This is a genomic window from Streptomyces bathyalis (assembly GCF_015910445.1).
Lineage (GTDB): Bacteria > Actinomycetota > Actinomycetes > Streptomycetales > Streptomycetaceae > Streptomyces > Streptomyces bathyalis.
Map to the genome: position 1 here is coordinate 3,902,144 of NZ_CP048882.1, position 26,474 is coordinate 3,928,617.

The following is a 26,474-nucleotide window of genomic DNA, read 5'->3' on the forward strand; positions in this document are numbered from 1 at the left end:
CCCACATCGGACGTCGGATGTCTGATGTCCTGACGCTAGAGGGTGCCGCCCGGCCCGGCAAGACCACCTCGGCCCCCGGCCGGGACCTGCCGGGGCGGACATAGGATGTCCGATGTCAGGACGCACACGCTCCGGGCGACCGCGAAGGTCGCTCCTGACCTCGGAGGTCCGCCCTCGGATGCCGGCGAAGAAGCTTCCCGCGGAGCACGGCCCCGGCGATCCCCGCCGCCTCCGCGACTCCCGCGATCCGCGTGAACGGCCCGGTCTCCTAGGCCGTGACCTGCGCGGGTCCCGCCCGGCGGAGCTGTCCGTGGTGGACCGGATCAAGGAGTACATCCTCCTCAACAGGCTCGCGCCCGGCGATCCCATGCCCACCGAGAACGAGCTCAGCGAGCAGCTCGCCGTGAGCAGGTCACGCATCCGCGAGGCGATGAAGACGCTCTCGGCGCTCGACATCGTCGAGGTGCGGCACGGCTACGGCACCTACGTGGGCCGGCTCGGCCTCACGGCGATGGTCGAGTCGCTGGCCTTCCGCGGGATGCTCAACGCGCAGGACGACCAGGACGTCATGGCCGACCTGATCGACGTGCGCGAGCTGATCGAGACGAGCCTCGCCGAGGTGATCGTCGAGCGGACGACTCCCGAAGTGATGTCCGCCATGCGGGAGTTGACCGCGACGATGCACGAGCGGGCGGCGCGCGGGGAGGAATTCCTCGCGGAGGACCGGGAGTTCCACCTGCTGCTGATGCAGGCGACCGGTAACGCGCTCGCCGTCCAGCTCACCGGTGCCTTCTGGGACGTCCACTCGATCGCCCTCGGCGCGCTGCCCGGCACGACGGACCTGGCTCAGACGGCCTCCGTGCACGTCGCCGTCCTGGATGCGATCGGAGCGGCGGACAGCGCGCTGCTGCGCGGAGCGATCGTCAGGCACTACGCCCCGATCCGGGACCGCATGGGCCGTCGGACGCCGCCGGTCACCACCACGGGGGAGTGAGCAACTGCCGCCGGGTGCCGTCCCGTTCGGCGTGAGCGGCCGCGCCGGTCCGCCCGCCGTACCCGCGATCGCCGGTCGGTTCACCGTGTGGTACAGGGTTGTACGAAAGGGACGGGAGGGCGCCTTCAGGCGGATGATCCGCGCGATCTACGCTGGTGCACGCCGGGGCGGACCGACCACCCGCCGGCGAGGACCACGGGAGGTACCGCGGGCGTGTCCCCTGAACGCCGCTCCGGCGAGACCGGGGTTCTGGGAGCCGGCAGCGAAGGTCTGGCTCTCGCCGCGCACCTGGCGTCCCGCGGCGAGCCGGTCCATCTGCACACTCGCCACCCGGGACGGATCCGGGCGATCGGCCGGTCCCGTGAGATCCGGGCGCGGGGACTGCTCCAGGGACGCTTCCCGCTGGCGGCCGTCAGCAGCGACCTGGAGGAGGTCGCCGAACGGTGCGGAGTGCTCTTCGTCGCGACGGTCACCACCGCCTACCGGTCCGTCGCCGCCGCCCTCGCACCTCATCTCCGCTCCGGTCACGTCGTCGTGCTCTTCTCCGGAAAGCTGTGCGGCAGCGCCGAGTTCGGCCATGCGCTGGCCGGATGCGGAGCCGCCCCCGTCGACGTGGTGGAGACCGACGCGCTCTTCGCGGCACGCGCCTGGGAGGACGAGGGCGTGGTCATCCACGGCGAGAAGAAGTGGAACCTCTTCACGGGCCTCGACCGCGCGGCGACCGAACGGCACGAGGAGCGTCTGCGCGGCCTCTTCCCGGGACTCGAGCGCGCCAGCTGCCAAGTGCAGCGCGGACTCACGGACTTCGGCGCGGTCGCGCACGCCACGATCGCCCTGGCCAACATCAGCCGCATCGACCGCGCCGAGGAGCTCCTCTTCTACCGCGAGGGGCTCTCCGAGCGGACCGTGGTCCTCATGGAGCAGGTGGAACGCGAGTTCCAGCGCGTCGGCGAGGCGTACGAAGCGCCCGTCCCGTCCATGGTGGAACTCCTGGACCGGTACTACGGCTGCGAGGGCGAGACGCTGCTGGAGGCCATGCGCAGCGTGCGCGTCTACCGGGACATCACCGCGCCGCGCTCCCTGGACCACCGCTTTCTCAGGGAGGACGTGGCCTCCACGCTCGTCCCCCTGACGCAGCTCGCGGAACGCGCCGCCGTGCCGACACCGATGACCGATGCGCTGGTCAGCCTGTTCTCCGCGCTCGGTGGCGAGGACTACCGGCGCACCGGGCGCACACTCGCCCGCCTCGGCTGGGACGGGCTGACCTATGACGGGATCCGCCGGAAGCTCAGCCGCTGAGGCCGCTGAGGCCGCTGGGGACCGCTGGGGACCGCTGGGGACCGCTGGCGACCACTGACGAACGGGACCACCGGGGGGCCCGGCCGAGGCACCGGCTGACCCGGCGAAGCATCGGCCGGCCCGGCGAAGGCGGCACCCTTCCACCGACTTCCTCACAGGATCCGCCTCGTCGTGCTTCGTTCTCCACCGGCCGCCGCCCCGTCCGCGGCCCGTGCGACGCATTCCCTTGACAGGGCGGCCCATTGGCTCGAACCTTCCGGCATCTCGCGTTCAGTGGATCACTGGCCAGTCCACCCTGAGGAGTCCGCCATGACCACGTCCACACCCGCAACCGAGCCGGAGACCGTGCGCAGCCAGCGACGCCGCGCAGTGGTCGCCAGCACGGTCGGCACCGCCATCGAGTGGTACGACTTCTTCCTCTACGGCACCGCCGCGGCCCTGGTCTTCCCGCAGCTCTTCTTCCCCGAATCGTCCACCTATGTCGGCGTGCTCGCTGCCTTCGGCACGCAGTTCGTGGGCTTCGCCGCGCGCCCCATCGGCGCCGCGATATTCGGCCACTTCGGAGACCGCGTCGGCCGCAAGTCCACCCTCGTGATCACGCTCATGCTCATGGGAGTCAGCACCTTCCTCATCGGGCTGCTGCCCACATACGCGTCGATCGGTATCGCGGCGCCGGTGCTCCTGGTCCTCCTCCGCATCATCCAGGGCATAGGTGTCGGCGGCGAGTGGGGCGGTTCGGTCCTGCTGTCGATGGAGTGGGGCTCCAAGAAGCGCCGGGGGCTGATGGCCAGTTGGCCGCAACTCGGCGTCCCGGTCGGGCTGCTCGCCTCGACCGCCATGGTCCAGCTGATGAGTTCCGCGTCGGGTGACGGCTTCGAGAGCTGGGGCTGGCGCGTGCCGTTCCTGGCGAGCTTCGTGCTGATCGGCATCGGCATGTACGTGCGGCTGCGTGTCCTGGAGAGCCCCGCCTTCCAGGAGGTGAAGGAGGAGCGGGAGGTCGTGAAGATGCCGGTGCTGCGCGTGCTGCGCGATCAGCCCCGCGAGGTCATCACCTCCGCCTTCGTGCGCCTCTCCGAGCAGGCGCCGTTCTACCTCTTCATCACCTTCGTCCTCACCTACGGCACGGAGAAGGTGGGGCTGTCCAAGGAGGAACTGCTCAACGACACCCTCATCGCCGCGGCCGTGGGCCTGGTCAGCGTGCCGCTGTGGGGATATCTCTCCGACATCATCGGGCGCCGGCTGACGTACGGGATCGGCATCGCCTGCGTCGGTGCCTTCGCGTTCCCGTACTTCGCGATGCTCAACACCGGCAGTTCGGGACTGGTGATGGCCGCGATCGTGCTGTCGCTGTTCTTCCACGACATCCAGTACGGGCCTCAGGCCGCGCTGATCGCCGAGAGCTTCGGGGCCAACGTCCGCTACAGCGGCGCCGGTCTCGGCTACCAGCTCGCCTCGGTGATCGCGGGCGGCCCGGCTCCGCTCATCGCCGCGGCGATCCTCGAGAGCACCGACTCCAGCATCGGCATCAGCTGGTACATGGTCGGCTGCTGCGTGCTCGCCATGGCCGCCCTGATCCTCATGCCGCGCGGCACCGCCGAGCCCGGCACCGCGCTCGAGGAACCCGTGAAGAGCGGCGCCGAGAAGGCCGAAGCCTGATGACGTGAGGAGTCCCGAGGGAGCGCGCGAGGAGCGGGTACGGGGCGTGCGGGCAGGCCGCCCCGTACCCGACCGCACCTGCGAGCCAGCCGACCGCCTGTCGACTGACAGGGACAAGCAGTGTAAACAGGGGCAATGGCAGGACCGCTGACACGTCCCCGGGCCCTGGCCGCCACGCTGAACCCCGGCAGGCGCCTGCGGCGGCCGCTGCTGGGCGGGGGAAGCGTCGCGGGGCAGGTCTTCGTCCTGCAGGTCGTCGTCGTGCTGCTGCTCGTCGTCGCGGCCGTCGTGGCGCTGGTGCTCCAGGTGCGGCGGGACGGCACGCAGGCCGCCCGCGACCGGTCGCTCGCCGTCGCCGAGACCCTCGCGAACTCGCCGGGGACGGTGAGCGCTCTCCGCTCGTCCGATCCGAGTGCACGGCTCCAGGGGCCTGCCGAGGCCGCACGGAAACGTACCGGCGTCGACTTCGTCGTCGTGATGAACAAGCAGGGCATCCGGTACACCCACCCGCTCAGGGACAGGATCGGGAAGAAGTTCGTCGGCACGCTCGGGCCCGCCCTCGCCGGACGTGTGCACGCCGAGACCATCGAGGGCACCATCGGCCGCATCGTCCAGGTCGTGGTGCCCGTGACCGGACAGGACGGCAAGGTCGTCGGCCTCGTCTCCGCGGGGATCAAGGTCGACAAGGTCAGCGGCGTCGTGAACCGGCAGCTGCCGATCCTGCTCTTCGCCGCGGCCGCCGGGCTCGCGCTCGCCACGGGCGGTACGGCTCTGGTCAGCAGGCGGCTGCGCAGACAGACCCACGGCCTCGGCACGCTCGAGATGACGCGCATGTACGAGCACCACGACGCGGTGCTGCACGCCGTCCACGAGGGCGTCCTGATCGTCAGCGGCGAGGGCAGGCTGCTGCTCGCCAACGACGAGGCGACCCGGCTGCTCGACCTGCCTCCCGACGCCCAAGGGCGCGACGTCTCCGAGCTCGGCCTCGAGGCACCCATGAGCGGGCTGCTGTACCCGGGGCGCGTGGCCACCGACGAGGTGCTGCCCGCGGGTGACCGGCTGCTCGCCGTGAACAATCGTTCCACCGACCGCAACGGAGGCCCTCCCGGCTGGGTCGCGACGATCCGCGACACCACCGAGCTGCGCCTCCTCTCCAGCAGGGTCGAAGTGGCCCGCAAACGCCTTGAGTTGCTCTACGACGCCAGCGGCGGCATCGGAACCACCCTCGGTGTGCGGCGCACCGCCGAGGAACTCGCGCAGGTCGCCGTCCCGCGCTTCGCGGACTTCGTCACCGTGGACCTGGCGGAGGCCGTGCTGCGCGGGGACGAACCGAGCGGCGGCAACCCGTCCATGCGGCGCACCGCCGTCCACGGGATCCGCGACGACCAACCCCTGTATCCGCTCAAGGAGTTGATCAGGTTCGACGCGCTCTCGCCGCAGGGCCGCTGCTTCGAGAGCGGGCAGGCGGTGATCGAGCCGCGGCTGAGCGAGGCGGCCGGCTGGCGCGAGCAGGACCCCGAACGCACCGACCGGGTCCTGGAGTACGGGATCCACTCGCTCATCGCGGCGCCGCTCCGCGCCCGCGGGGTGCTGCTGGGCGTGGTCAACTTCTGGCGCTCGGAGAAGCCCGAGCCGTTCGAGGACGACGACCTCTCGCTCGCCGCCGAACTGGCCTCCCGCGCCGCGGTGTCCATCGACAACGCGCGCCGGTACACGCGCGAACACGGCATGGCCGTCGCCCTGCAGCGGAGTCTGTTGCCGCGTGCCCTGCCGGAGCACAGCGCCGTCGAGGTGGCCTCCCGGTATCTGCCCGCGCAGGCGGGAGTCGGCGGCGACTGGTTCGACGTCATCCCGTTGCCGGGCGCACGCGTCGCGCTCGCCGTCGGGGACGTCGTCGGGCACGGCCTGCACGCGGCCGCCACCATGGGCCGACTGCGCACAGCCGTGCACAACTTCTCCGCCCTCGATCTGCCGCCCGACGAAATCCTCGGTCACCTCGACGAGTTGGCCGCCCGCATCGACAAGGACGCGATCGACGCGGGCGACGAGACGGCGATAACGGGCGCCACCTGCCTGTACGCGGTCTACGACCCGGTCGCCCGTACGTGCGTGATGGCGAGGGCGGGCCACCCGACGCCCGCGCTGGCACTCCCCGACGGGACCGTGGAGTTCCCCGACGTGCCGCCGGGACTGCCCCTCGGCATAGGCGGACTGCCCTTCGAGGCCGCCGAGTTGCGGCTTCCGGAGGGCAGCAGGCTCGTCCTCTACACGGACGGCCTCGTCGAACGCCGCGACAAGGACATCGACATCGGGCTCCAGCTGATGCGCGATGCCGTGGCGCACGTGGACCAGACGCCCGAGGAGAGCTGCGACGCGGTGCTTGACGCGCTCCTTCCCGACCGCCAGGGCGACGACATCGCCCTGCTCGTCGCCCGTACGCGGGTGCTGGATCCCGGTCAGGTCGCCGAGTGGAGCGTGGAGTCGGACCCCTCGGCCGTCGCCGGAGTGCGCGCTGCCGTCTCCTCCCAGCTTGCCCAGTGGGGCCTGGAGGAACAGGGCTTCATCACCGAGCTGATCCTCAGCGAACTGATCACCAACTCCATCCGGTACGCCTCCGGGCCCATCAAGGTGCGGCTGCTGCGCGACCGTGCCCTCATCTGCGAGGTCTCCGACCACAGCAGCACCTCGCCCCATCTGCGTTACGCCGCGACGACGGACGAGGGCGGACGGGGCCTCTTCCTCGTCGCCCAGTTCGCCGACCGCTGGGGCACCCGCTACACGAAGGACGGCAAGGTCATCTGGACGGAGCAGGTTCTTCCCGGGGCCTCGTAGGACGACGCCGAAAGCTCCCGCGCGACCGCGGGCCGTACGGGAAGGCCCGCGTCCTCGACTTCCCGATGCGGTGGCGAATTCGTGCGACGAGGGGGAGTATCGCAATTGAGGCGGCGGCCGTCGGGCCACCATTTCGCGACCACGTACAAACCATGCGAAAACGGGGATCCAGGACCTTTCGATGACTGTCACTCAGGAATCAACGACCAGCCCTCCCGGAAATCCAGAAGACGCCGGACTCACTCCGGCGGAGCTGGCGGAGAAGTACGGGCTGACGGTCAGCGGAGCCCGCCCGAGCCTTCCCGAGTACGTGCGGCAACTCTGGCACCGGCGCCACTTCATTCTGACCTTCTCGCGGTCGAAATTGCGGGCGCAGTACAGCCAGGCCAAGCTGGGGCAGCTGTGGCAGGTCGTGACGCCGGTTCTCAACGCCGGTGTCTACTACGTCATCTTCGGACTGATCCTGCAGACGGGCCGAGGTATGGCGACGGAGGTCTACATACCGTTCCTCGTGACCGGCGTGTTCGTGTTCACCTTCACCCAGAGTTCCGCCCTGTCCGGCGTCAGAGCGGTTTCAGGAAACCTAGGCCTGGTCCGGGCCCTGCATTTCCCCCGCGCCTCGCTGCCGATCTCGTTGTCTTTGCAGCAGCTCCAGCAACTGCTCTTCTCGATGATCGTCGTGCTCGCGTTCGTCGTGTCCTTCGGCAGTTACCCGCGACTCTCCTGGCTGCTGGTGATTCCTGCCCTCGTGCTCCAGTTCGTCTTCAACTCCGGGCTGGCGATGGTCCTGGCACGCCTGGGCAGCAAGACACCGGACCTGGCGCAGCTGATGCCCTTCGTTCTTCGCACATGGATGTATGCGTCCGGGGTGATGTTCAGCATCCCGCTGATGCTGGAAGGGCGAAAGGGCGTGCCGGGCTGGGTCATCGACCTGCTCCAATGGAACCCTGCGGCGATCTACATGGACCTGATCCGGTTCGCCCTGATCGACGGATACACCTCGTCCAACCTGCCGCCGCACGTGTGGCTCGCTGCTGCCCTCTGGGCCGTTCTTCTCGGCGCCGGTGGGTTCGTCTTCTTCTGGAAGGCCGAGGCGAAATACGGTCGCGGTTAGCCCTTCCGGCGAATCGGTCCCTATCGCGCTGCGACGATGGATCGCGTGACCGACGTGCCCGAGAACCTGGCCCCGTCCGCAGTCCGGGACCGGGCGAACGACTACGACAGCTTCGCCGAGGCGTACTCGGCGGAGAACGAGAACAGCCTCGTGAACGCCTACTACGAGCGCCCCGCGATGCTGGCCCTCACCGGAGACGTGGCCGGCCGCCGGATCCTGGACGCCGGTTGCGGCTCGGGCCCGCTGTCCGCCGCACTGCGCGACCGCGGTGCTCTCGTCACCGGCATCGACGCCAGCGCCGGGATGCTGGCCCTGGCCAGGCGGCGGCTCGGTGACGACGTGGCCCTGCACGTGGTCGACCTGAGCGACCGACTGCCGTTCGCCGACGGTGCGTTCGACGACGTGGTCGCGTCGCTGGTGCTGCACTACCTGGAGGACTGGGGGCCGACGCTGGCCGAGTTGAGGCGAGTGCTCAGGCCCGGCGGCCGGCTGATCGCGTCGGTGGAACACCCCTTCGTGGCCTACACGTTCCAGGATCCTCGGCCCGACTACTTCGCGACCACCAGCTACACCTTCGACTGGACGTTCAACGGGCAGTCCGTCCCGATGAGGTTCTGGCGCAAGCCGATTCACGCGATGACCGACGCCTTCACCACCGCCGGTTTCCGCCTTTCCGCCATCAGCGAGCCGCAGCCCGATCCGGCCGCCCGTGAGCTGTTCCCCGACGACTTCCACGACCTCTCGACCAAGACGTGCTTCCTGTTCTTCGTCGTGGAGGTACCGCCGTCGGCCACCGGCTCGGACGGCTGACCGGTCGCGGATCACGAGCGGAGCCGGAGCCGAATCGGGGCCCGGCGAAGGTCGCTCACGATCCGGGCGACCCGAAGTTCCCCAGGTGGGCGGCGAGTTCGCGACGGGTGGCGATGCCGAGCTTGGCGTAGGCCTTCTGCAGATGGTTGTCGACGGTACGCACGGACAAGGTCAGCGCCGCCGCTATCTCCTTGCTCGGCTCACCGGCGGCGGCCAGGGTCGCGATCTCACGTTCCCGGTCGGTCAGGGGAGTCGCGGCCCGCACCGTGTCGAGCAGGAAGGTCCTGGCCCCCTCGCAGTGCGCCTCCGCGATGGAGCTCGAGCGCACCGACGCGGCCGTCGCCTGACGCCTCTCACCACGACGGCGCCAGATCCCCGCGGCAGCGGCGGCGGCCTCCGCGGCCGGAAGATGAGCGCCCACGGCCTCCAACTCATCGGTGACCTTGAGGAGTTGGTCGGGGTCGCCGGTCGCGAGCGACGTGGCCAGCCGGGCACGCACAGCAGCCAGTTCGCCGTCGCACCGCTCGGCGATGCCGTCGAGGCGCGCGGCGACGGCGTCCGCACCGCCCAGGCGTGCGACGTCGGTCAGCAGCAGCCCCTCGGACGCGACGTGGCCGGTGGCGTGCGCCGCGTCCGCCGCCTTCATCAGCACGCCTCGTGCCTTGCTGTAATGACCGCCCGCCGCCAGCAGCCAGGCCTCGCCGAGCTGTTCCTCCCCGACGGAGAAGTAGCCCGGGGCCCCTCCTGCCATGGCGTTCAGCTCGGTGAGCGCGTTCCCCGCCCCTTCGGTGTCCCCGAGGACGGCCGCGCACGCGGCGAGCCCGCTCAGGGCGAAGCGCAGCACTTTGACCTGGTGTTCCCGGCGGGCGAGCGCGGCGAGTTCGGCGTACATGCGGCGGGCCGTCGTGGGATGACCGGCAAGCCACTGCGTACGGGCGCTCAGCAGCGCAGGGAAGATCCTCAACAGGGGGCTGTGGATGGCGAGATCGACGCTCACGCTCTCGCAGAGCGCCGCGGCCTCCCCGAGCCGTCCGTCCTCCGCGAGTGCGAGGACCATGGTCCCCTGCTGCACGGCCGGGTGCGCGGGGCGTGCCTCCTCGTCCGTCAGAACATGTGCGGCGTAGGCGCCTTCCGCCCAGTCCACGGCCTCCTTGACGCGGCCCACGAAGGCGAGCCCAAGGGTTCGAACCGCCGCTCCGCACAGCCACATCCGTCTGTCGATGGACTGGTCGGCGTGCGGGTCGAGCCGGTCCAGCAACTCCAGTCCGGCGACGGGCTGTCCGCTTGCGAGCCTGAGGAACCCCTCGTTGACCAGTAGGGGTTCGCGGAGGAGTTCATGGGACGCTGCGTTGCGCGCGGCCTCGTTGACCTCGAGGATCTCGTCGAGAGGTGTGTTGCTCACCAGGAGGTTCGTCGTCCTGGTCACGGTGATCGCTATTCGTTCCGCCTCGTCGCTCGCGGACTCGGCCGCCTGCGCGAGTACGGCGTCGGCGAGGTCCCAGCTGCCCGTGATGAAGTATGCCTCGCCCAGCATGAGCCGGGTCGCCGTGTCGTGGTGCGACTCCGGCAGCGCGTTGAGGAAGGCGAGGATCCGCGGGTGGTCGTGCGCGTAGTGGGCGAGGCGGGCGGCCCGCAGCAGCAGCGCGGGATCGGCCTTGCCGGTGGCGTCGAGCCGCCAGGTGGCGATGCGCAGCGCGTCACCGCGTCTGCGTGCCCCGAACGCCTCGATCCTGTCGGCCTGTTCGAGCTGGATCGCCCTGTGCCGCAGATTCGGGACCTCGGTGCGCAGGACCTCCTCGTAGAGCGGATGCGCCAGCGAGACGCGTGTGCGGCGCCCGTCCGTGCCGAAGCGTATGAGGCCCTTGCGTTCGAGCTCCGTCAGCACGTGCTGCGGTACGTCCGCCTCGAGAGCCGTCAGTGGCAGTGACCCGCAGCTGGCGAGGAGTTCGAGAGCGTCACGGCCGGGCCCGGCGACGGCGTCCACCTTCACGCGTATCAGCTCGGCCAGCCGCACCGTCGTCCAGTCGCCCGGGACCGCCTCCCAGACCTCGCCGTCGCTGGTGAGCGTGTCGTTCTCCAGCGCTCCGCGTACGAGTTCGCGCAGGAAGAGCACGTTCCCGCCGGAGGCCTCGTGCAGGTCCCGCACGGTGCTGCGGGCGACCGGTCCGCCCAGCGCCTCCTGGAGCAGCCCTTCGGTCCGCTGGAGGTCGAACGCGTCGAGCCCGACGTGGAGAATCGTCTCGCCCGAGGTCAGCGCCTGCACCGCCTCGGTCGCGTGCTCTCCCGTGCGGATCGTCGCGATGAGCGTGATGACGCCCGCGTCCATCAGCTGGCGCAGCAGCATTGCCGACGTCGCGTCGAGCAGATGGATGTCGTCGACGAACACCGCGTGCCGTTCCCGCGGACCACGGCCGCCCCGGATGGCCTCGGCCACCGCGGCGAACCCTCTCACCGGGTCGGAGAGGTCCACCCCCGTCGGCAGAAGGTGCGCGATGGCACCGAGGGGCACGGCCGCGGCGGCGTTGCTCGCCACGGCCCGCCCGGTACGGAAACCGGCCCGCGCCGCCACCGCCAGGCACTCCTCGGCCAGGCGCGACTTGCCCACGCCGGCCCGGCCGAAGACGATGAGCCCGGAGAAGCGGTTGGCGGTCAGTGCCCCCGTGAGTCGGCCGAGCTCCTCGTCCCGTCCGTACAGGGGCCAGCCCGCCCCTGACGCCGGCATACGAGAGTCCTCCATGGCGCAACTCTACGCACGCAAACGCCCGCGTCAGCCGGTATGCACAGGCTCTTCGCGAGCTCCGGAGCGGCGCGCGACAGAGCCCTTACGCGGCGCTTTCATTCCGGATACGGGGAACGGAGCCGGCAGGAGCAATTCGGCGTTGCGGTCCTTCTCGCCGCCGCGGTGGCTCTCGTCGACCTGGATGTCGTTGACCGACAATTCCCGTGCCAGCGACGCCAGTGCACGCGGGTTGCTCAGGTCGCCGCCGTTGGACAGCGGCGCGTCGATGTCCAGCACGGTGGTGAAGACGGAGATCGACTCCTTGCCCGCACTGTCCTGACCAGCGGCGATCTCGATGACGCGGCTCTGGACGGGCCAGTCGATGTGCGCGGCCGCCGAGACCTCCCAGAACCCGCCCGGCTTGGCGTGGCCCGCGGGCCGTGCGTGGGGTCTGATCTCGTTGCGGTGCGTGTGGCCGTTCGCCATCAGGACGACGTTGGGGAAGCGCAGCAGCAGGGCTTCCACTTCCTCTCCCGAACGGTAGTCGTTCTCCAGATTCGTCATCGTGTGAATCGGGTGGTGACAGAAGACGACGATGAGCCTGTCCCGTACCCCCTGCTGCGTGACGGGGTTGCCCGAGGCGTCGAAGTAGGTGCTGCTGGACTCCTTCAGCCGCTCCTCGAGCCAGTTGAACTGGTCCTCGTCGATCCCGCCGTTCGCGTTGTGCGTGATGTTGTCGAGCCCGCCGGGGTTGGTCGAGTCCAGGGTTATGTACTGGATGACGTCGTTCTCGCCGGCCGGTATCGCGTAGTAGGCCTTCTCGCTCCCGGCCTCGAACCCGTGGCCCTGCGGCAGGCCGCTGGTGCGGTGATGCTCCTCGACGAACTCCCCGGGGCTCAGCAGGCGCCTGGCCGGATCGGCCGTGACGTCCTCGGACTCGACGCCGTCGAAGACGGCCTTGATCACGTCGAAGAGGTCCACGTCCTCCAACTTGTCCGGGAGCTCGGGGCCTTCGGTCCACTTGGAGCCGTTGACGGTGTGGTACTTGAGCGAGTGGAAGAACGGCAGGTCGGTGTCGATGGGCAGGTTGCCCTGCGCCATCACGTCGTGGTTCCCGTAGACGGCGTACCAGGGCATCCCCAGGCCGCCGCCGGTGAAGGGCTTGCGCGCCGCGCCCAGCAGGCCCTGGATCTGGGGGAATCCGCGGCTGCCGTAGCGGTTCGCGGGATCCACCGGGTCCTCGGGCCGCCAGTAGTGATCGTTGCGGCCGAAGGTCCCGTTCGCGACGCTCTCGTCCTCGTCCGGCGAACCGGAGTCGGCCTGGACGGACTTACCTCCGTCGAGCAGGTCGATGTACCAACGGGTCTCGTTGAGCTGGGCGTTGTCGACGGCGTCACCCGTCACCACCGTGAAGGACAGGGGGAGCCCCGTTCTCGGGCCCTCGCCGAGCTCTCTGAGCGAACGGCACATGGCGTCGACGAGGTGCAGCGAGAGGAACTCGTGCGCGCGGTAGCCGGCCGAGAAGGGATAGCCCGAGTCCGGGTCGTCGTTGTAGCGGTCGAGGAACTCCACGCGGGACGGCGACTGGTCGTCGACGATGTGCAGATCGCTCAGGTGCCCGAACGCCACGAGCGGTTTCAGCTTCTCGGCCCGTACGGACGTGATGTCCGTGCGCAGCAGATGCTTCTCACCCTGACCCTCGACGAGCTTCCTGAAGCCCTTCCCGTCCGGCGGCCCCGGCAGAACCGTACGGTCCAGCGTGGTGCCGGCTCCCTTCCTGGGCAGTGGGGTGCCCGAGGAGAACAGCTCCGATACGGCAAGCGCGGCACGGCCCCCGCCGCCCGCGTCGATGGCTGCCGCGGCGACACCCGCCGCGGCGAAGGTCAGCATCTTGCGACGTGAAACCGGCACCAGGCCCATCCCCATTCCTCGCTCGAACCGCCGCCCGCGACAGTGGGGGGGCCGCGGGGGACGGTCATTGGAAGAAGCGCCCCTCGCCGGTCACGCGAGGGGCCTGTCGTACGGGGTCCGTTCGACAGCCAGGATTCTCGAACGGAACGGGGAGGTACGCATGAGTAATCACTACTCCCCTGCGAAGGCCCGGTACCCGGGAAGGCATGCGGACGGTGCACGGCGGCCGGCCCGGGCGATTCCGGAACGGAACCCTCCGGCGCCGGCGCTGCCGTCGTCACACCGCGCACTCACTCCTGGAACGGCCCCACGGTGGTCTTCGGACCGCAGACGATCATGCCGTCCTCGACCGGGTCGGCGTTCCCGGGCTCGTTGGCGCGGATCTCCGCCTGCCAGGTCGCGTCCTGGTTGGAGACCTCCGCGGACGCCGCCGCGTCGCCGCAGGTGATCCCGTCCTGGGAGCCGCCTTCGCTCACCGGGCCGCTCTCGTAGCTCAGATCGGCGCTGACCAGGCCGCCGTTGGGCGGGACGGCGACGAGGGGTGCCTCCTTCGTCTCGTCGGTGCGCGGATCGTCGTTGAGGACCACGCCGCCGGAGGACTTCAGCACCAGGTTCGGCGCCCCGTAGACGGAGCACTCCTTGCCGCTGTTGTTGATCAGCTGTATCGCGCCCTTGCCCGAGCCGACGGACGTCCTGATGGTGATCGAGGAGTTCTTCGAGGTGCAGGCCTTCGGGTCCGGCTTGTGATTGCCGGTGCCGCCGTCCCCGGCCTCCCCGCCTGCCGAACCGCCTTCACCGGCGCCCTGGTTGTCCTTGCCCTTGCCGCCGGCTCCCTTCGACGGGTCGTCGGGGCTGGACGTCGAGCTGGTGGGCGTGGCGGGGGCGCCGGACTTGTCCTCGGGCCCGCAGCCGGTGATCACCAGACAGGCGGCCAGGACTGTCGTACTCATGGCGTGGAGCCGGAGACGGTTGCGCATGGTCTTCCTCAGCACTTGATCGGTCATCGGTACGCGGCGGCGCGGCCGTCATGGATCGCAGCCGTGCCACCGCTGTGCCCGAGCCCAACACGTGCCGAGGAGGTATTCGTGAGTAAGTGCTACTCATGCGTAACTCCGCTCCGGGATCTCCCCGAAGCGGAGTGAACGTCACCAGATGTGCAGGTCACGGCGGTACGAGCCGCTCCGGATCTATCGGGTGCCGGTGTGTGCTGCCCCGTCCGTGCCCGTGTCCGTTCCCCCGTGCGTGCTCGCCTCCCCGGCCGCGTCCGGGCCTCTGCCGCCGGCCGTGCCCGTGCCGGTCAGGCGGAGGAATCCCGTGAAGAGCGGAGTGATGCTCACCGGAAAAGGGCCCGCGGCTCCCGGTGCGAGGGCGGCCCGCACGTCCTCGTCCGGATCGCCGTAGAGGTCCAGCCGTTCGACGGAGCAGTGCTCCATCACCCCGGCGATATAAGGGTCGGACAGCTTCCAGTGGGTGCGGATCGCCTCGGAGTCCCCGTACAACTGGAAGCTGTGGGCCCGCATTTCGGACTCCTCGACGAACACCCTGACCATGAGCTGCGGCCCGTGCTCCTCGACGAAGGCGACCGCACGCCGGATGGCCTCCCTGAAACCCTCCAGATGCCCCTCGGTGATCTTCATCGTGTTGTGCATGAGGACGGCCCCGCTCGGGGGCGCTTCGCTTGTGGTCATGGCGCGAGTCTTCAACTTGAACCTTCGTTGAAGTCAATCGCCGGACACGCTTCAGTGGATGAGGGAGTTCGCGAAGATGATGACGAGTCCGATCGCGAGGTCCACGCCGCCGGAACGGAACGACGCCGGCCATCCGCGCCCCGCGATGCGGGCGGCCCAGGTGCCCCAGGTGAACAGCGCGGCTGTGTTGAACCACAGCGCCGCGTCCACGGCCTCGGCCTCGCTCCACCACCCGGCAACGGAGAAGCACATCAGCACGACCGTGGGCAGCACGGCGGCGATCAGCGGCCACTCGGCAAGCACCGTCCCCGCGGTGCTCGTCGTGGTGGCGCGGCGCTCGGCGGCGCGGTGGGCGACCACGTGCGCGTAGCCGTGGGCGGCGGCCGTCGCCACAGCGGTGAGCAGCACCCACAGCAGGTCCGCCTCCGGGTCGGGGTTCTCCCCCGGGTTCTCCACCGCCGCCACGAGCGCGCTGGCCAGTACGAGCCCGTACGTGACCCCGAACAGCGCGTGCTCATGCGGCCGGTACCGCCGGAGCCACGTGAGTGCCGCGTCGGCAGTGGGCAGGGCGGGCCTGTCGTGGTCGGGCATCAGATCGCCTCGGTGCGGGAGGAGTTCCAGGTCCCGACATGCTCGCGCGCCGCCCGCCCCGTGCAGCGCGACGACGCGTGGCCGCCGGCCTCTTCCGTCGTACGGGACGCCCGTCGGTGGCGGCCGTGCCTAGGCTGGGCCCCGTATCTGCGCAACGGGAAGGAGCCTGCGCGGCGGGAGCGGGAGGCGGTCATGGAGGAGTTCCGGCGTCACCACTACACGTGTCCTCAGGGCCGGCCCGACGGCACGCGCCGGCTGGACGTGTTCCACGACTACGGGGCCTTCCCGGTGTGGGGTGGGTTCACCGCGCCGCCCGTCCGTGACCGCCCCCGGCGTGAGCTGCACGGCATGCTGAACCCCGCGCACCTGGGGATCTCCACGGGACTGGCCGCGGATCTGCTCGCGTGGTCGGAGTGGATCGACGCCCACAGTGAGTGGTCCGGCCGCCGCCGGGCGACGGACGCGGATCGTGAGGTCCACCAGGAGCATGGCCGCGTGCTCGCGGGCCGCCTCGCGGAGGAGACCCGGGCGGAAGTCCTCTTCTGCTGGCGCTGGGCGGACGGCGATCCGGACTGCCCGCACTGCGGTCAGCGCGTGCGCACCTCTCGGTGACCGGCGGGCGGGGGCCCGGGAGGAGCCGCGGGGGATCGCGGGGCGACCGGATCGGGTGAGCCGACGGGGCCGATGCGGGGCGCCGTCAGCGGACGCGATCGGACGTGAGCCCCTGACCTGAGACCGTGAAATCCCTGCTCAACCGGCATTCTCCGGCTGCTCGGCGAGGGGATCCGTCAACTATGCACGCGATGTATACAGCGAGTGTATAGTTCGAACCCGTGCAAGCAGGACCCTCTCCGGGCCCGACGGAGCCGTGGTCCAACCCTGCCGGCCCGTCATGCCCCGGAGTCCGTCCATGACCCACACGTATCTGCTGCCGATCAAGACGGCCGCGGTGCTCTTCCCGCTGCTGGCGCTGTTACTTCTGCTTCCGACCGCGGTGGTGCTCTACAGACGGCACGGCGTGATGACCTCCGGCCGCTTCCTCTCCGTGTTCGCCTTCGTCCACTACCTGCTCACCGCCGCCTGCATGACGGTCGTCCCGCTGCCGAGCAGGAGCGTGGACGTCTGCGTCCGGTACGCGGTGATGAAGTCGCCGCAGCTCACTCCCGGCAACACCTTCGGGGACGTGTGGAAGGAGGCCCACCACCAGGTCGCTCCGGGTGCGCTGGTGATCCACAACCCGGCCGTGGCCGGGGCCCTCTTCAACCTCCTGCTGCTCGTCCCGCTCGGCGCCTTCCTCCGCTACCACTTCCGGCGCGGCCTGTGCGGCACGGCCTGTGCCGGATTCGGACTGTCGCTCGCCTTCGAACTGACCCAGTGGACGGGCGTGTGGGGCATCTACGAGTGCCCGTACCGCCTCTTCGACGTCGACGACCTGGCCATCAACACCTCGGGCGCCGTTCTGGGCTGGGCCCTCACGGGACCTCTCACGAGGCTGCTGCCCACGCTGGAGGTGCTGGACGGCAAGGCGCTCTCCCGCGTTCCCGTGCCCTTCGGCAGGCGCCTGACCGCATTGCTCGTCGATCTGATCGGGGTCTCGCTGACCGGCGCGGTCTGTGTCGTCGTGGCCGCGTACAGCGGCTACTGGGACGATTCCGGCTCGCTCCTCGGGGTGCCCCTGGCGGTGATCGCCGTCTGGTTCGTGGTGCTCCCGTATGCGACGGGTGCGACACCGGGCAAGCGGCTGCTGCGCCTGTGCCTGGTCACGGAGCACGGCGGAGCCGCGGTGCTGTGGCGGCTCGTGCTGCGCGTCATGCTGCTGGGCGGTGTGGTGCTGCCACTGTTCTCCCTGCTGCTGGTCGCGGGCCTGACGCTCGCCCAGCACCCCTCACCCTTCGCCCTCGCCTCCTCGGCCTGGCCGGCGGATCTTGCCCAGGCGGCGGTCCGCGTGGACGCGTACTCCGAGGAGATCGCCCTCGCTGCCACGGCGCTCGGCCTGGGTGCGCTGATGCCGCTGACCGTCCTGCGGCATCCCCGGGGGCTGGGCCTGCACGAGCGCCTCTCCGGGGTACGCAACGCGGCGCTGCCACCCACACGTGCCTCCGTGCCGGGGCGCCACCTGGTGCTGCCCGTACGGCTCGTCAGCGCCGCACATCACGAGCGCCCGCCCCGTCCGGCACGGCGGCCCCGGCACGCCCGCCCGGGGACCGTGGAGCTGTCAGTTCCGCCGACGGCGCCCGGCGCCGCCCGTCCCTGGCACCGCGGCCCGGCTCCTGCTCCGGCACCCCCGAACCAGGCCGGACAGCCTCTGTCCGCGGACCTCCGTATGTGAGCGCACTCCCCCCTGAGCAGGCATGACGGGCCTAGATGTGGCGGCCGCCCCTCGCTCTCCCGCCGTCGGTCCGTGCCCGGCGCGGTGAGGAGTACGGTCGAATGAGAAGGCCTGAAACAAGCGCAGCCCGTGCTGAGCGGGGAGGCGACCATGTCGGTGGATGTCGAGCGGCTGCCGGTCGAGCAGTCCGAGTTCCGTACGACGGATCCGGGAGCCGCGGAGGTTCTGAGCGCCGAGATGTACGGCGCCTTCCATCCGCAGTACGGCCAGACCGAGGGATTCACATTCGACGGCCGGCGTACGAGCGCCGGGGAGATGAGCCTGGACCATCTCACGCACTCGGCCATGAGCATCGAATGCGCTCCTCTCAACTACTTGATGTTCGTCTTCGTCCGGGGAGGCACCCTCACCTTCGCCGGTGGTGACACGGAGACCAGGCTCCGCATGGGGGACACCGCGGTCTGTCCGACCGGCGTTCCCCTGACGATCAGCTGGGACCGGCTCAACAAGGAAGTCATCTCGGTGCCCATCCAGGCCGCTCAGGAAGCAGCGGAGGAGTACGGCACCGAAGGCGGATTCGGCTTCGTCGGAACGACACCGGTCAACCCGGCGATGGACAGGTTCTGGCGCTCCACGGTCGGGTTCGTCGCCAGTCAGCTGGAGTCCCCCGACAGCCCTCTGTCCGAGCCGCTGGTCTATTCACGGACCCTCAATCTGCTCGGCACGGCGGCGGTGAAGACGTTCCCGAACAGCACGATGACGGCCGACTACCAGCCAGGTCCCGGCCAGATAGCGCCTGCAGTGCTGCGCCGGGCCGTCGCGTTCATCGAGACGAACGCCGACCGGCCCCTCACGCTGACCGACATCGCCGCGGCCGTGTCCGTCTCTCCCCGCTCGCTGCAGCACGGGTTCGTCCGCCAGTACGGAACGAGTCCGCTGGGGTATCTGCGTCGGGTCCGCCTCGAACGCGCGCGTCGTGACCTGCAGTTCGCCGACCCCACGTCCGGCGCGAGGGTCGACTCCGTCGCCGCACGCTGGGGCTTCCCCAACCCGGCGAAGTTCTCGGCCGCCTACCAGGACGTCTTCGGGCAGCTGCCCAGCCACACCCTGCGCAGCTGACCACCGGCGGCCGGGCCTGGTCACCGCCTGCCCCACCGCCCGACGCCCTGTGGCCGAAAGCCGCCGATCGGACGCGAATGGCCCCTCCGGCCGGAGGGGCGTTCTTTCGGATCACGCGCAGGCGCCGCGCAGCCACGTGGGACGCCCCGGACCGGCCTGAGGGGCGGTGAGCCGGCCGGGACGAGTTCAGGATCGCTTCCCGGACTCCGCCGGGTAGAAGGTGATCAAGGTGATGCTCCCGTCCTGATCGACGAGCCGGACCACGGGCTCCGGGACGTCCCGGGTCGCGACCTCGACCTCCTTGGGGTGCGGCACCATGTGGCGCAGCACGACCGGATACCGCGGCGGGACTCCGCCGACGGCGACGATCACCGTGTCGTCCCTCGGGTCGTATGCGAGCGAGGAGAACGGCAGGCGCTCCGCCTCGTACTGGTGCCCGACCGCCGGGTCCAGCACCTCGATGGTGACCAGTTCTCCCTTGTGCCCGGCATCGAACTCGTCGAGGGCGGTCCGCCAGTCCTTGCGGTGGAGCGTTGCTCTGGAAGTCATGGCGGCCCTCCCGCTGAGCTGATTCCGGTCGATGGATCGCTCTCCACCGTGCCCGTCGCCGCCGCGCCCCGGCCATGGCCCGGCAGGTCGAACGGCCCTGGCGGTGCCTGCCCCGGTGGGCCAGACCGGGCGACCGTCCGGGCCGCGTCCCTGGCCAGGGCTATCCCAGCAGGCCGACGAGCCTGTCGCGCACGCCGTCCTTGCCGTCCGCCCGGTCCGGCACCAGCGTCTCCCGGTCGCGCGGATCCCGGGAGAGGACATGGAGCCGTCCGTCGTTGCGGGCGAGGATCAGATCGGTGCTGTCGGACGCGACCTCGGCCGATCCCTGCGCGGAGTAGTGGGTGACGGTGACCAGCGCGGAACGCTCCGACGCGGCGAGCACGGCATCGGTGTCCATGGGCTGGTCGGGGTCCGCCAGATGGCCTCGTGGCAGCCAGTCCGTGAGCATGCGGAGCGCTTCCTCGAGCTTGTACAGGCCGATCTGGTGGACGCCGAGCGCGTCGATACGGACCATCAGGCAGATCTGCTCGGGCTGGGGGAGCAGCAGGATCCGCCACGGCTCCCCCGGGCCCGTGCCCGTCGTACGGGCGTCGAGCACCATCCGGGCCCGCCGCTGGAACGCAACGGTGATGCCCAGGTCCCCTCTGACCTGGACCTGCTCGCCGTCGGATCCCGCCACGAGCAACTGGCGTGCCGCCAGGGAGCGGACGGCCTCGGCGAGCACCTCGTCGGACGGCCGGGCCTCGAGAAAGTCCACGATCGCGTCCACGGCCGTGAGTTCGGCGACCGTGTACGCACCGAGCAGCACCGGCCCCGTGTCCACCAGATGCAGCACGGCCGAGACCAGTCCCTCGGGGACCGACGCATCGCCGATCTCCGGCTCCGGTGAAGACCCGTCACGTTCCGCGTCGCTCATGCTGCCCCTCTCTCCGGTCTGTCCCGTCTCTCCGGTCGCTCCAGCCAGGCGCGGGCGGTACTGGGCGGTCGGGGTTCCTCCCGCAGAACTGCGGCGGCGCTGCGCGACGGCGTCTCGGTCACCCACACCTCGGAGCTGCCGAACAGGCCCCTTCCGGCCCTGCCGGACAGCGACTGCCCCAGCTCGCCGGCGAGGTCCTCCCGGTCGGGGGGAGGGAACCGGGACGCCAAGTCCCGGGAAACGGCGGTCACATCGTCGTCCGTCTCGATCCGGCGCAGCGCCCGGGTCAGCGACCGCGCGACCGGAGGCGTCAGGGACGTGGGCACCGCCAGGACCGGCGACAGGTACATCGGGTAGCGCTCGGTCATCCGCGACAGGCCCCAGGGCCCGACGTTGCTGCGGGTGACCCGGTACACCACGTAGTCCGCGAGATGCCGGAGGTCGTTCAGGCTGGGCAGCTTGCTCTTGCCGAAGGCCGCCGGGGTCTTCTCCAGCTGCACCCAGGTGCCCTGCGTCGTGCGGCCGTGCAGCTTCTCCCGTACGACCTGGCCGCGCATCCCGATGTCGGGATAGCGCTCCTTGTCGATGTCCCGGTGGTGGCTGGAGAGCCGTGCCCGACTGCCCTTGGCGGACCGCCAGTCCTCGTACAGCTGCGGATCGTCCACCAGCACGTGGCCGCCGCACAGTACGTCGTGCAGCTGCGGCACCTGCAGCCCGTTCCGCTCCAGGTCGGCGAGGATCGTCGCCTCATCCGGGCTGAGGCGGCCGACGGCCGACACGAGCCCCTTCCGGTACGCCCCTGCCCGAGCGGTGATCTCGATCATGAGCCGGACCCTGCGGCGCTGCTCCTCGGGCTGCGGGGTCCTGCCGGACTCGGAAGCCGCCTTGCCGGACTGCCCGGCCGGCGAGGAAGTGGCCGATGTGTGCTTGCGCTTCACCCGGCCAGTACAGCACCGGCGGCCGCGCAGCGCGCGTGCTCGCATCGCCGCCCGGTAACGCTCTGGCCTGGCACTTTCGTTTCGGAGTGCCGCGCTGGGCTCAAGGGTTCAACGGCGGCGCGCTGCTGCAGACGGGTGATGCCCGGCTCCCGGACGCCCCGGGCGGTGACGGCTCCTCTTCGCCGGACCTCATTCGGCCCAGCAGGGCCGGTCCGGCGCCCTCACCACCTGACGGCCGTGAAGTCGACGGGACGGGGACGCAGCCGCCCCGTCCGTTCCGCCAGGGCCTGCAACCGGCGGGACATCTCATCCGCGGGGAGCCGGCGCCGGTCGCCGTGCCCGGGGAGGACCCACTCGAACCGCACCTGTCCGGCGGCCCTGGTCAGCGAGGCGGCCAGCTCCTCGATGGAGTACCAGGTCACGCTCTCCGCCACCTCCAGATCGCCGGTCGAGCGCGACCAGTAGAAGCTGTCGCCGCTGAAGCAGTACCGGTCGTCCGCGAGGTAGAGCACGCTGCCCTCGGTGTGCCCGGGCAGCGGAAGGGCGGTGACCCCCTCGCCGATCTCCACGGGCTCGACGCCCCGGATCACCCGGTCCGCGTCCGGAGCCGCGGCGAGGTCACCCTCGTGGATCCACAGCCTGGCTCCGAAGTGATCGGCATAGCGGCGGCCGTGCGCGGCGTGGTCGCGATGGGTGAGCAGCACATCGGTGACGCGGCCCGACTTCGCGTAACGACCGGCCAGTTCGGCGCTCCAGCGCGGGGTGTCGACCATCATCACCGCGCCGGATGCGCGCACGAGCAGGTACGAGTTGGCGCCCGCGGTCCGGCCGGAGTTGTGCCCGCAGATCAGCACCTTGTCGTCGAGAGCCATCGGGAACGGGTCGAGCGCATCGTCGGGCCGACCCGACACGGGACGGATCGAGCGGGTGGGGCACGCGAACGCGGCGGCGTGCAATCGCCGCAACTCCCCTTCGTCGCGCGGCGGGCGCAGGATCTCGGACTTCCCGGCTCTCTCATCGACGAGTCCGGGCGCGAACTGGCGGGCGGCGTCGCAGTTGGTGCAGCGGTCGTCCACGTACCAGCCGTCCATGACAGGTCCCCTTCCCTCTGGAGAACTCCCCGGTCCACGGGCGTTCCGTTCAGGGATAACCCGCTCGCGGACGGAACCGGAAGGCCCTGCCGATCTTGTATTCCCGACCGGGGTTCTATCTCCGTCCCGCCGGGCGATCCCCCTTTGCCGGCTGAGGCGCAGGCTGTCCCCGTACGTCCGGCGGCCTCAAGAACCCTTCGTCCTTTCGGGCTTCGCGGGCACGCACAGCCATGCGAGCCCGGCGGCGATCAGGTAGGCGAGGGCGCCGATGGCCATGCTGGTGCGCAGCCCGCAGCCCGCAGCCCGCAGCCCGCAGCCCGCAGCCCGCAGCCCGCTGCCCGCACCGGTGGCCGTGGCGAGGAGGCTGCCGCTCAGCGCCACGCCGGTGGCGCTGCCGATCTGGCGGGCGGTGTTGAACAGGCCGGAGGCGGCGCCCGAGTACTCCGGCGGTGCGGCGCCCATCACCGACGCGGTCGAGCCGGTGAGCGCGAACGACGTTCCGAACCCGGCGGCCATCATCGGAGCCACCAGCAGGGGGTACGCGGGATCGGTTCCCGCGGCGGCCCGACGCGGTGGACGCGGGCGTGCAGGCCGGACGAGCGCCGGGGGCGCGCCGGAGAGTGGCGACACAACGCGAGGCCGCGGTGAACCGCGGGACGAGCGCGGTCCACCGCGGCCTCGGCAGCTGGTGCTCGGCCGGTCAGTCCTGGAAGACCAGGGTGCCCTGCCGGTCGGCCGCCCCGGCCGCGCCGCTGCCGAAGTTGTCCTCGACCTCGGCCTTCTCCGCGGCGTCGGGGTTGGGGTTGGTGCACGAGACCCCGGCGCTGGACCCGGACATCAGGCTGGAGCACGGACCCGGCTTCATGTCGGGCAGGCCGAGGATGTGCCCGAGTTCGTGCGACGCGATGCGCGTGGTGTCGTAGCCCTGCTGCACCGCCTCACGGCCGAAGTAGACAGTGCCGTTGCCGAGGCTGGTGGTGACGGCGCGCGGCCAGCCGTCGTCGGCGACGATCCGCACATTGGCCTGCTCGCCGCTCCCGGCCTTCTCGAGACGGACGGATGTGACGCTCTCGTTCCACACCTGCACGCCGGCGTCCACCGCGTCGGCGAACTCGGCGGACCCGCTGGAGTCGTAGGTGAGGACCCTCGGTGCGGCGGCGCGGGGGGAATCCGCCGGGGCGGCCACCGCCTGGCCGCCCAGCAGTGCGACAAGCGTCAGCGTCCCGGCGAGGGTCGCTCTGACGACATTTCGGACCAACACATCAGCCTCCTGGTGGGGGACAGAGCTCAGATGTTGGCGTGAACATGCCCTCATACGGCGCGGCGGACTCCTGTGGAAAACAAAGCGGCTGATTATCGAGCAGGCCCCAATTCGGGTGCGCCGGGACGGCCTGGGGCCTAGCATCCGCGGACGATCGCACTCTGGGGGCATCACGATGGATGACGTCGATCTGCGGCACCTGCGCCGCTGCGTGGAACTGGCGAGCGAGGCCCTGGAGGCGGGCGACGAGCCGTTCGGCTCCGTACTCGCCGCTGCGGACGGAACGGCCCTGGCCGAGGACCGTAACCGCGTGGCCCTCGGCGACCGGACCCGCCACCCGGAGTTCGAACTGGCGCGCTGGGCCGTCGCCAACATGACTCCCGGCGAACGGGCGGCGGCGACCGTCTTCACCTCGGGCGAGCACTGCCCGATGTGCGCCGCCGCGCACGGCTGGGTCGGGCTGGGCCGCATCGTCTACGCGAGTTCTTCGGAGCAACTCGCGGCGTGGCTGGCCGAATTGGGAGTTCCCGCGCCTCCTGTACGGACCCTCCCGATCCAGGAGGTCGTCCCGGGAGCAGTGGTGGAGGGCCCGGTCCCGGGCCTGGACGATCAGGTCCGCGACCTGCACCGCCGCCTCCACGGCACATCCTGACAACGGGACGCGGTCCCGGCCCGGTTCGGCGTGGTCATGGGGCGTTGACCTGGCCGAGCGGCTTCAACGCCGGGCGGTACGGGGGCAGTTGCCACCGTGCTTTCTAGGCCCTGTCTGACAAATAGCGTGGTACGTCCGTCAGGACGTGGGTTGCGGTGTCTGGTGCGTGCGGTCGCAAGGCGGAGGAGGAGAGCGCAGCGGGCTGCGCCGACGAACGACAACGCAGCGAACGTGCGTGCCAGACACCGCAACCCAGACGGGATTTGTCAGACAGGGCCTAGGTGTATTGATCACGAGCGTTGTTGACGTTCGTGGGTCTTGATCATGGCGAAGACCTCCGGTGTGGTGGAGGTGTCTAGGCTTCACCGCACAACGGAGGTCTTCGTGTCCCACCGTAATGCCCGGCTGACCGTGCACGGCAGGCGGTTGCTGGTCGAACGTGTCCGCTCGGGGTTTCCGGTAGCGCATGTGGCTGCCCAGATGGGCGTTTCTCGCACCACCGCACACAAGTGGATGCGGCGATTCGCTGCAGAAGGCGATACCGGTCTGGCCGATCGTTCCAGCCGCCCGCACCGGCTGCCGAACCGCACTCCGCCGGACGTGGAGATGCGCGTTTGCGTTCTTCGCACCGAACACAAACTCGGGCCGGCCCGGATCGGACCGATCCTGGGCCTGCCGCCCTCCACGGTCCACCGTGTCCTGACCCGCAACCGGCTGAACCGTCTGTGCTTCCTTGACCGGCCCACCGGCCAAGTCATCCGCCGCTACGAACGTGACCGACCCGGCGAACTCCTCCACGTCGATGTGAAGAAACTCGGCCGTATCCCCGACGGGGGAGGCCACAAAGTCCTCGGTCGCCAAGCTTCCCGTGCGACCAAGACCGGAGTCGGCTACGACTACATCCACTCCGCCGTCGATGATCACACTCGCCTCGCCTACAGCGAGATCCACCCCGATGAGAAGGCCACCACCTGCGCCGACTTCCTGCGCCGAGCAGCAGTCCACTTCGCCCGCCTGGGCATCGACCGCATCGAACGCGTCATCACCGACAACGCCTTCGCCTACCGCCACAGCACCGCCTGGAAGCAAGCCCTCAGCCATCTGGGCGCCACCGGCAAACGCACCCGCCCCTACCGGCCGCAGACCAACGGGAAAGTAGAGCGCTTCAACCGCACCCTGCTCGACGAATGGGCCTACCTGCGGCCCTACACCAGCAACGCCCAACGCACCGCAGCCCTGACAGACTTCCTCCATAGCTACAACTACCACCGCTGCCACACCGCTCTCGGAGGCAAGCCACCCATCAGCCGCGTGAACAACGCATCAGGTCAATACACCTAGGGCCCGTCCGGTGAGTTGCGTTTCCGGCGTGCCCGGTGCTGGGCGACGTTGTGGCGGTTGCCGCAGATCTGGGGGCTGCAGTAACGGCGGCGTCCGGCGCGGCTGGTATCCACGAACACCCCCGCGCACTCGGGCGCCGCGCAGTCCCGGAACCGGTCGTGGCCCAGGGCGTGGAGCGAGCCGAGCAGCCCGGCGCCCGTAAGGACCGCCAGTTCGTCGGCGACGCTCGCCTCGGGTGCGGTGCCGACAACCCAGCGCCAACCGTCCGCATCCGGCACCAAGAGGGGTCCCCGGCCGGCGCGTTGGACCAGCGTGTTGGCCCGCTCGACCGCCTCCCGCTCGGTGGGTGCCGCCAGGGCCGCGCGCACCTCCTCGCGCAGCGCGTGCACCTGGGCGAGATCGCGTCGGGTGATCCGGCGGGTGTCCGCGGACTCGACAGCGTGCTCGGCGAGGAAGCGCGCCAGCGCGGCGGGGTCACCCAGCGTCTCGCTGGTCCGCAGGCGGATCGCGGGTGAGCTGTTCGCCATGGCAGTGGCCACACCCGCACCCACCGTGTAATCGGAAAAATAGATCTGCACGCCTTACCTCCCGCTGCCGCAACGGTTACCGTAGCCGATGTAAGCGGAGAAAGAAGACTTTACCTCTTAGTTCGGAGGCGAGGCCG

Annotated in this window: 23 protein-coding genes; 11 read left to right on the forward strand and 12 right to left on the reverse strand. The window is 70.3% G+C overall.

Annotated elements, in window-relative coordinates; all coding sequences use genetic code 11:
• Positions 1–178 precede the first annotated feature (178 nt).
• From G4Z16_RS16985 to G4Z16_RS17010, 6 genes are all read left to right on the forward strand, one after another.
• Positions 179–994: a FadR/GntR family transcriptional regulator gene (locus G4Z16_RS16985; protein ID WP_197351615.1), complete on the forward strand. Its 816-nt coding sequence runs from the start codon at positions 179–181 to the stop codon at positions 992–994.
• A 213-nt stretch (positions 995–1,207) separates the two neighbouring features.
• A complete protein-coding gene (locus G4Z16_RS16990; protein WP_197351616.1) occupies positions 1,208–2,293 on the forward strand; it encodes an NAD/NADP-dependent octopine/nopaline dehydrogenase family protein in 1,086 nt (361 codons plus the stop codon).
• A 309-nt stretch (positions 2,294–2,602) separates the two neighbouring features.
• Entirely contained in the window at positions 2,603–3,949 is a 1,347-nt protein-coding gene (locus tag G4Z16_RS16995; protein WP_197351617.1) for an MFS transporter, read from the forward strand.
• A 135-nt stretch (positions 3,950–4,084) separates the two neighbouring features.
• Entirely contained in the window at positions 4,085–6,781 is a 2,697-nt protein-coding gene (locus tag G4Z16_RS17000) for a SpoIIE family protein phosphatase (RefSeq protein ID WP_197351618.1), read from the forward strand.
• A 181-nt stretch (positions 6,782–6,962) separates the two neighbouring features.
• A complete protein-coding gene (locus G4Z16_RS17005; RefSeq protein ID WP_197351619.1) occupies positions 6,963–7,895 on the forward strand; it encodes an ABC transporter permease in 933 nt (310 codons plus the stop codon).
• 36 nt (positions 7,896–7,931) lie between these two features.
• Positions 7,932–8,705 (forward strand): class I SAM-dependent methyltransferase, encoded by a 774-nt coding sequence (locus G4Z16_RS17010; RefSeq protein ID WP_197351620.1) that lies wholly within the window; start codon positions 7,932–7,934, stop codon positions 8,703–8,705.
• Positions 8,706–8,760: 55 nt separating this feature from the next.
• Here the strand turns inward: G4Z16_RS17010 and G4Z16_RS17015 are convergent, their stop codons facing one another.
• The 5 genes from G4Z16_RS17015 to G4Z16_RS17035 form a co-directional block, all read right to left on the reverse strand.
• A complete protein-coding gene (locus G4Z16_RS17015; RefSeq protein ID WP_246530902.1) occupies positions 8,761–11,442 on the reverse strand; it encodes a helix-turn-helix transcriptional regulator in 2,682 nt (893 codons plus the stop codon).
• A 30-nt stretch (positions 11,443–11,472) separates the two neighbouring features.
• Positions 11,473–13,335 carry a TIGR03767 family metallophosphoesterase gene (locus G4Z16_RS17020; RefSeq protein ID WP_197351621.1) on the reverse strand — a complete coding sequence of 621 codons (1,863 nt, stop codon included), beginning with the start codon at positions 13,333–13,335 and terminating at the stop codon, positions 11,473–11,475.
• A 290-nt stretch (positions 13,336–13,625) separates the two neighbouring features.
• The gene (locus tag G4Z16_RS17025) at positions 13,626–14,285 is read right to left on the reverse strand and encodes a DUF4232 domain-containing protein (protein ID WP_197351622.1); all 660 of its coding nucleotides are present in this window, start codon (positions 14,283–14,285) and stop codon (positions 13,626–13,628) included.
• A gap of 237 nt (positions 14,286–14,522) precedes the next feature.
• A complete protein-coding gene (locus tag G4Z16_RS17030) occupies positions 14,523–15,023 on the reverse strand; it encodes a hypothetical protein (protein WP_197351623.1) in 501 nt (166 codons plus the stop codon).
• 51 nt (positions 15,024–15,074) lie between these two features.
• On the reverse strand, positions 15,075–15,614 hold the full coding sequence (locus G4Z16_RS17035) for a hypothetical protein (RefSeq protein ID WP_197351624.1): 540 nt from the start codon (positions 15,612–15,614) through the stop codon (positions 15,075–15,077).
• Here G4Z16_RS17035 and G4Z16_RS17040 point away from each other — a divergent pair.
• The 3 genes from G4Z16_RS17040 (at position 15,603) to G4Z16_RS17050 (ending at position 19,062) form a co-directional block, all read left to right on the forward strand.
• On the forward strand, positions 15,603–16,226 hold the full coding sequence (locus tag G4Z16_RS17040) for a hypothetical protein (protein ID WP_197351625.1): 624 nt from the start codon (positions 15,603–15,605) through the stop codon (positions 16,224–16,226). The two genes, G4Z16_RS17035 and G4Z16_RS17040, sit on opposite strands and share 12 nt — an antisense overlap.
• A 298-nt stretch (positions 16,227–16,524) precedes the next feature.
• The gene (locus G4Z16_RS17045; RefSeq protein ID WP_197351626.1) at positions 16,525–17,943 is read left to right on the forward strand and encodes a VanZ family protein; all 1,419 of its coding nucleotides are present in this window, start codon (positions 16,525–16,527) and stop codon (positions 17,941–17,943) included.
• 150 nt (positions 17,944–18,093) lie between these two features.
• The gene (locus G4Z16_RS17050; protein WP_197351627.1) at positions 18,094–19,062 is read left to right on the forward strand and encodes an AraC family transcriptional regulator; all 969 of its coding nucleotides are present in this window, start codon (positions 18,094–18,096) and stop codon (positions 19,060–19,062) included.
• 186 nt (positions 19,063–19,248) lie between these two features.
• Here the strand turns inward: G4Z16_RS17050 and G4Z16_RS17055 are convergent, their stop codons facing one another.
• The 6 genes from G4Z16_RS17055 to G4Z16_RS17080 form a co-directional block, all read right to left on the reverse strand.
• Positions 19,249–19,611 carry a DUF5335 family protein gene (locus tag G4Z16_RS17055; protein WP_197351628.1) on the reverse strand — a complete coding sequence of 121 codons (363 nt, stop codon included), beginning with the start codon at positions 19,609–19,611 and terminating at the stop codon, positions 19,249–19,251.
• A 160-nt stretch (positions 19,612–19,771) separates the two neighbouring features.
• Positions 19,772–20,527: a hypothetical protein gene (locus tag G4Z16_RS17060; protein WP_197351629.1), complete on the reverse strand. Its 756-nt coding sequence runs from the start codon at positions 20,525–20,527 to the stop codon at positions 19,772–19,774.
• Positions 20,524–21,465, reverse strand: a complete 942-nt coding sequence (locus tag G4Z16_RS17065; RefSeq protein WP_197351630.1) for a hypothetical protein — start codon at positions 21,463–21,465, stop codon at positions 20,524–20,526. Before G4Z16_RS17065 ends, G4Z16_RS17060 begins: the two co-directional genes overlap by 4 nt.
• A 221-nt stretch (positions 21,466–21,686) precedes the next feature.
• Positions 21,687–22,556 carry an MBL fold metallo-hydrolase gene (locus tag G4Z16_RS17070; RefSeq protein WP_197351631.1) on the reverse strand — a complete coding sequence of 290 codons (870 nt, stop codon included), beginning with the start codon at positions 22,554–22,556 and terminating at the stop codon, positions 21,687–21,689.
• 186 nt (positions 22,557–22,742) lie between these two features.
• Positions 22,743–23,084 (reverse strand): MFS transporter, encoded by a 342-nt coding sequence (locus tag G4Z16_RS17075; protein ID WP_246530903.1) that lies wholly within the window; start codon positions 23,082–23,084, stop codon positions 22,743–22,745.
• Positions 23,085–23,256: 172 nt separating this feature from the next.
• Positions 23,257–23,817, reverse strand: coding sequence for a snapalysin family zinc-dependent metalloprotease (locus G4Z16_RS17080; RefSeq protein WP_425508086.1), 561 nt, complete (start codon positions 23,815–23,817; stop codon positions 23,257–23,259).
• 175 nt (positions 23,818–23,992) lie between these two features.
• Here G4Z16_RS17080 and G4Z16_RS17085 point away from each other — a divergent pair, with 175 nt between their 5' ends.
• Together G4Z16_RS17085 and G4Z16_RS17090 are read left to right on the forward strand one after the other, a co-directional pair.
• On the forward strand, positions 23,993–24,469 hold the full coding sequence (locus G4Z16_RS17085) for a nucleoside deaminase (RefSeq protein WP_425508087.1): 477 nt from the start codon (positions 23,993–23,995) through the stop codon (positions 24,467–24,469).
• Between the two features lie 384 nt (positions 24,470–24,853).
• Complete coding sequence (locus G4Z16_RS17090) at positions 24,854–25,810, forward strand: IS481 family transposase (RefSeq protein ID WP_197354637.1); 957 nt, start codon at positions 24,854–24,856, stop codon at positions 25,808–25,810.
• On the opposite strand, the gene G4Z16_RS17095 is transcribed toward G4Z16_RS17090, so the two are convergent.
• Entirely contained in the window at positions 25,807–26,388 is a 582-nt protein-coding gene (locus tag G4Z16_RS17095) for a CGNR zinc finger domain-containing protein (protein WP_197351633.1), read from the reverse strand. The two genes, G4Z16_RS17090 and G4Z16_RS17095, sit on opposite strands and share 4 nt — an antisense overlap.
• Positions 26,389–26,474 lie beyond the last annotated feature (86 nt).

Excerpts from the sequence above, each read along its gene's own strand:
- G4Z16_RS16985 (WP_197351615.1), top strand. The coding sequence starts at position 179 with ATGCCGGCGAAGAAGCTTCCCGCGGAGCACGGCCCCGGCGATCCCCGC.
- G4Z16_RS16995 (WP_197351617.1), top strand. The coding sequence starts at position 2,603 with ATGACCACGTCCACACCCGCAACCGAGCCGGAGACCGTGCGCAGCCAG.
- G4Z16_RS17000 (WP_197351618.1), top strand. The coding sequence starts at position 4,085 with ATGGCAGGACCGCTGACACGTCCCCGGGCCCTGGCCGCCACGCTGAAC.
- G4Z16_RS17005 (WP_197351619.1), top strand. The coding sequence starts at position 6,963 with ATGACTGTCACTCAGGAATCAACGACCAGCCCTCCCGGAAATCCAGAA.
- G4Z16_RS17010 (WP_197351620.1), top strand. The coding sequence starts at position 7,932 with ATGGATCGCGTGACCGACGTGCCCGAGAACCTGGCCCCGTCCGCAGTC.
- G4Z16_RS17015 (WP_246530902.1), bottom strand. The coding sequence starts at position 11,442 with ATGGAGGACTCTCGTATGCCGGCGTCAGGGGCGGGCTGGCCCCTGTAC.
- G4Z16_RS17025 (WP_197351622.1), bottom strand. The coding sequence starts at position 14,285 with ATGAGTACGACAGTCCTGGCCGCCTGTCTGGTGATCACCGGCTGCGGG.
- G4Z16_RS17030 (WP_197351623.1), bottom strand. The coding sequence starts at position 15,023 with ATGACCACAAGCGAAGCGCCCCCGAGCGGGGCCGTCCTCATGCACAAC.
- G4Z16_RS17035 (WP_197351624.1), bottom strand. The coding sequence starts at position 15,614 with ATGCCCGACCACGACAGGCCCGCCCTGCCCACTGCCGACGCGGCACTC.
- G4Z16_RS17045 (WP_197351626.1), top strand. The coding sequence starts at position 16,525 with ATGACCCACACGTATCTGCTGCCGATCAAGACGGCCGCGGTGCTCTTC.
- G4Z16_RS17050 (WP_197351627.1), top strand. The coding sequence starts at position 18,094 with ATGTCGGTGGATGTCGAGCGGCTGCCGGTCGAGCAGTCCGAGTTCCGT.
- G4Z16_RS17055 (WP_197351628.1), bottom strand. The coding sequence starts at position 19,611 with ATGACTTCCAGAGCAACGCTCCACCGCAAGGACTGGCGGACCGCCCTC.
- G4Z16_RS17060 (WP_197351629.1), bottom strand. The coding sequence starts at position 20,527 with ATGAGCGACGCGGAACGTGACGGGTCTTCACCGGAGCCGGAGATCGGC.
- G4Z16_RS17070 (WP_197351631.1), bottom strand. The coding sequence starts at position 22,556 with ATGGACGGCTGGTACGTGGACGACCGCTGCACCAACTGCGACGCCGCC.
- G4Z16_RS17085 (WP_425508087.1), top strand. The coding sequence starts at position 23,993 with ATGGATGACGTCGATCTGCGGCACCTGCGCCGCTGCGTGGAACTGGCG.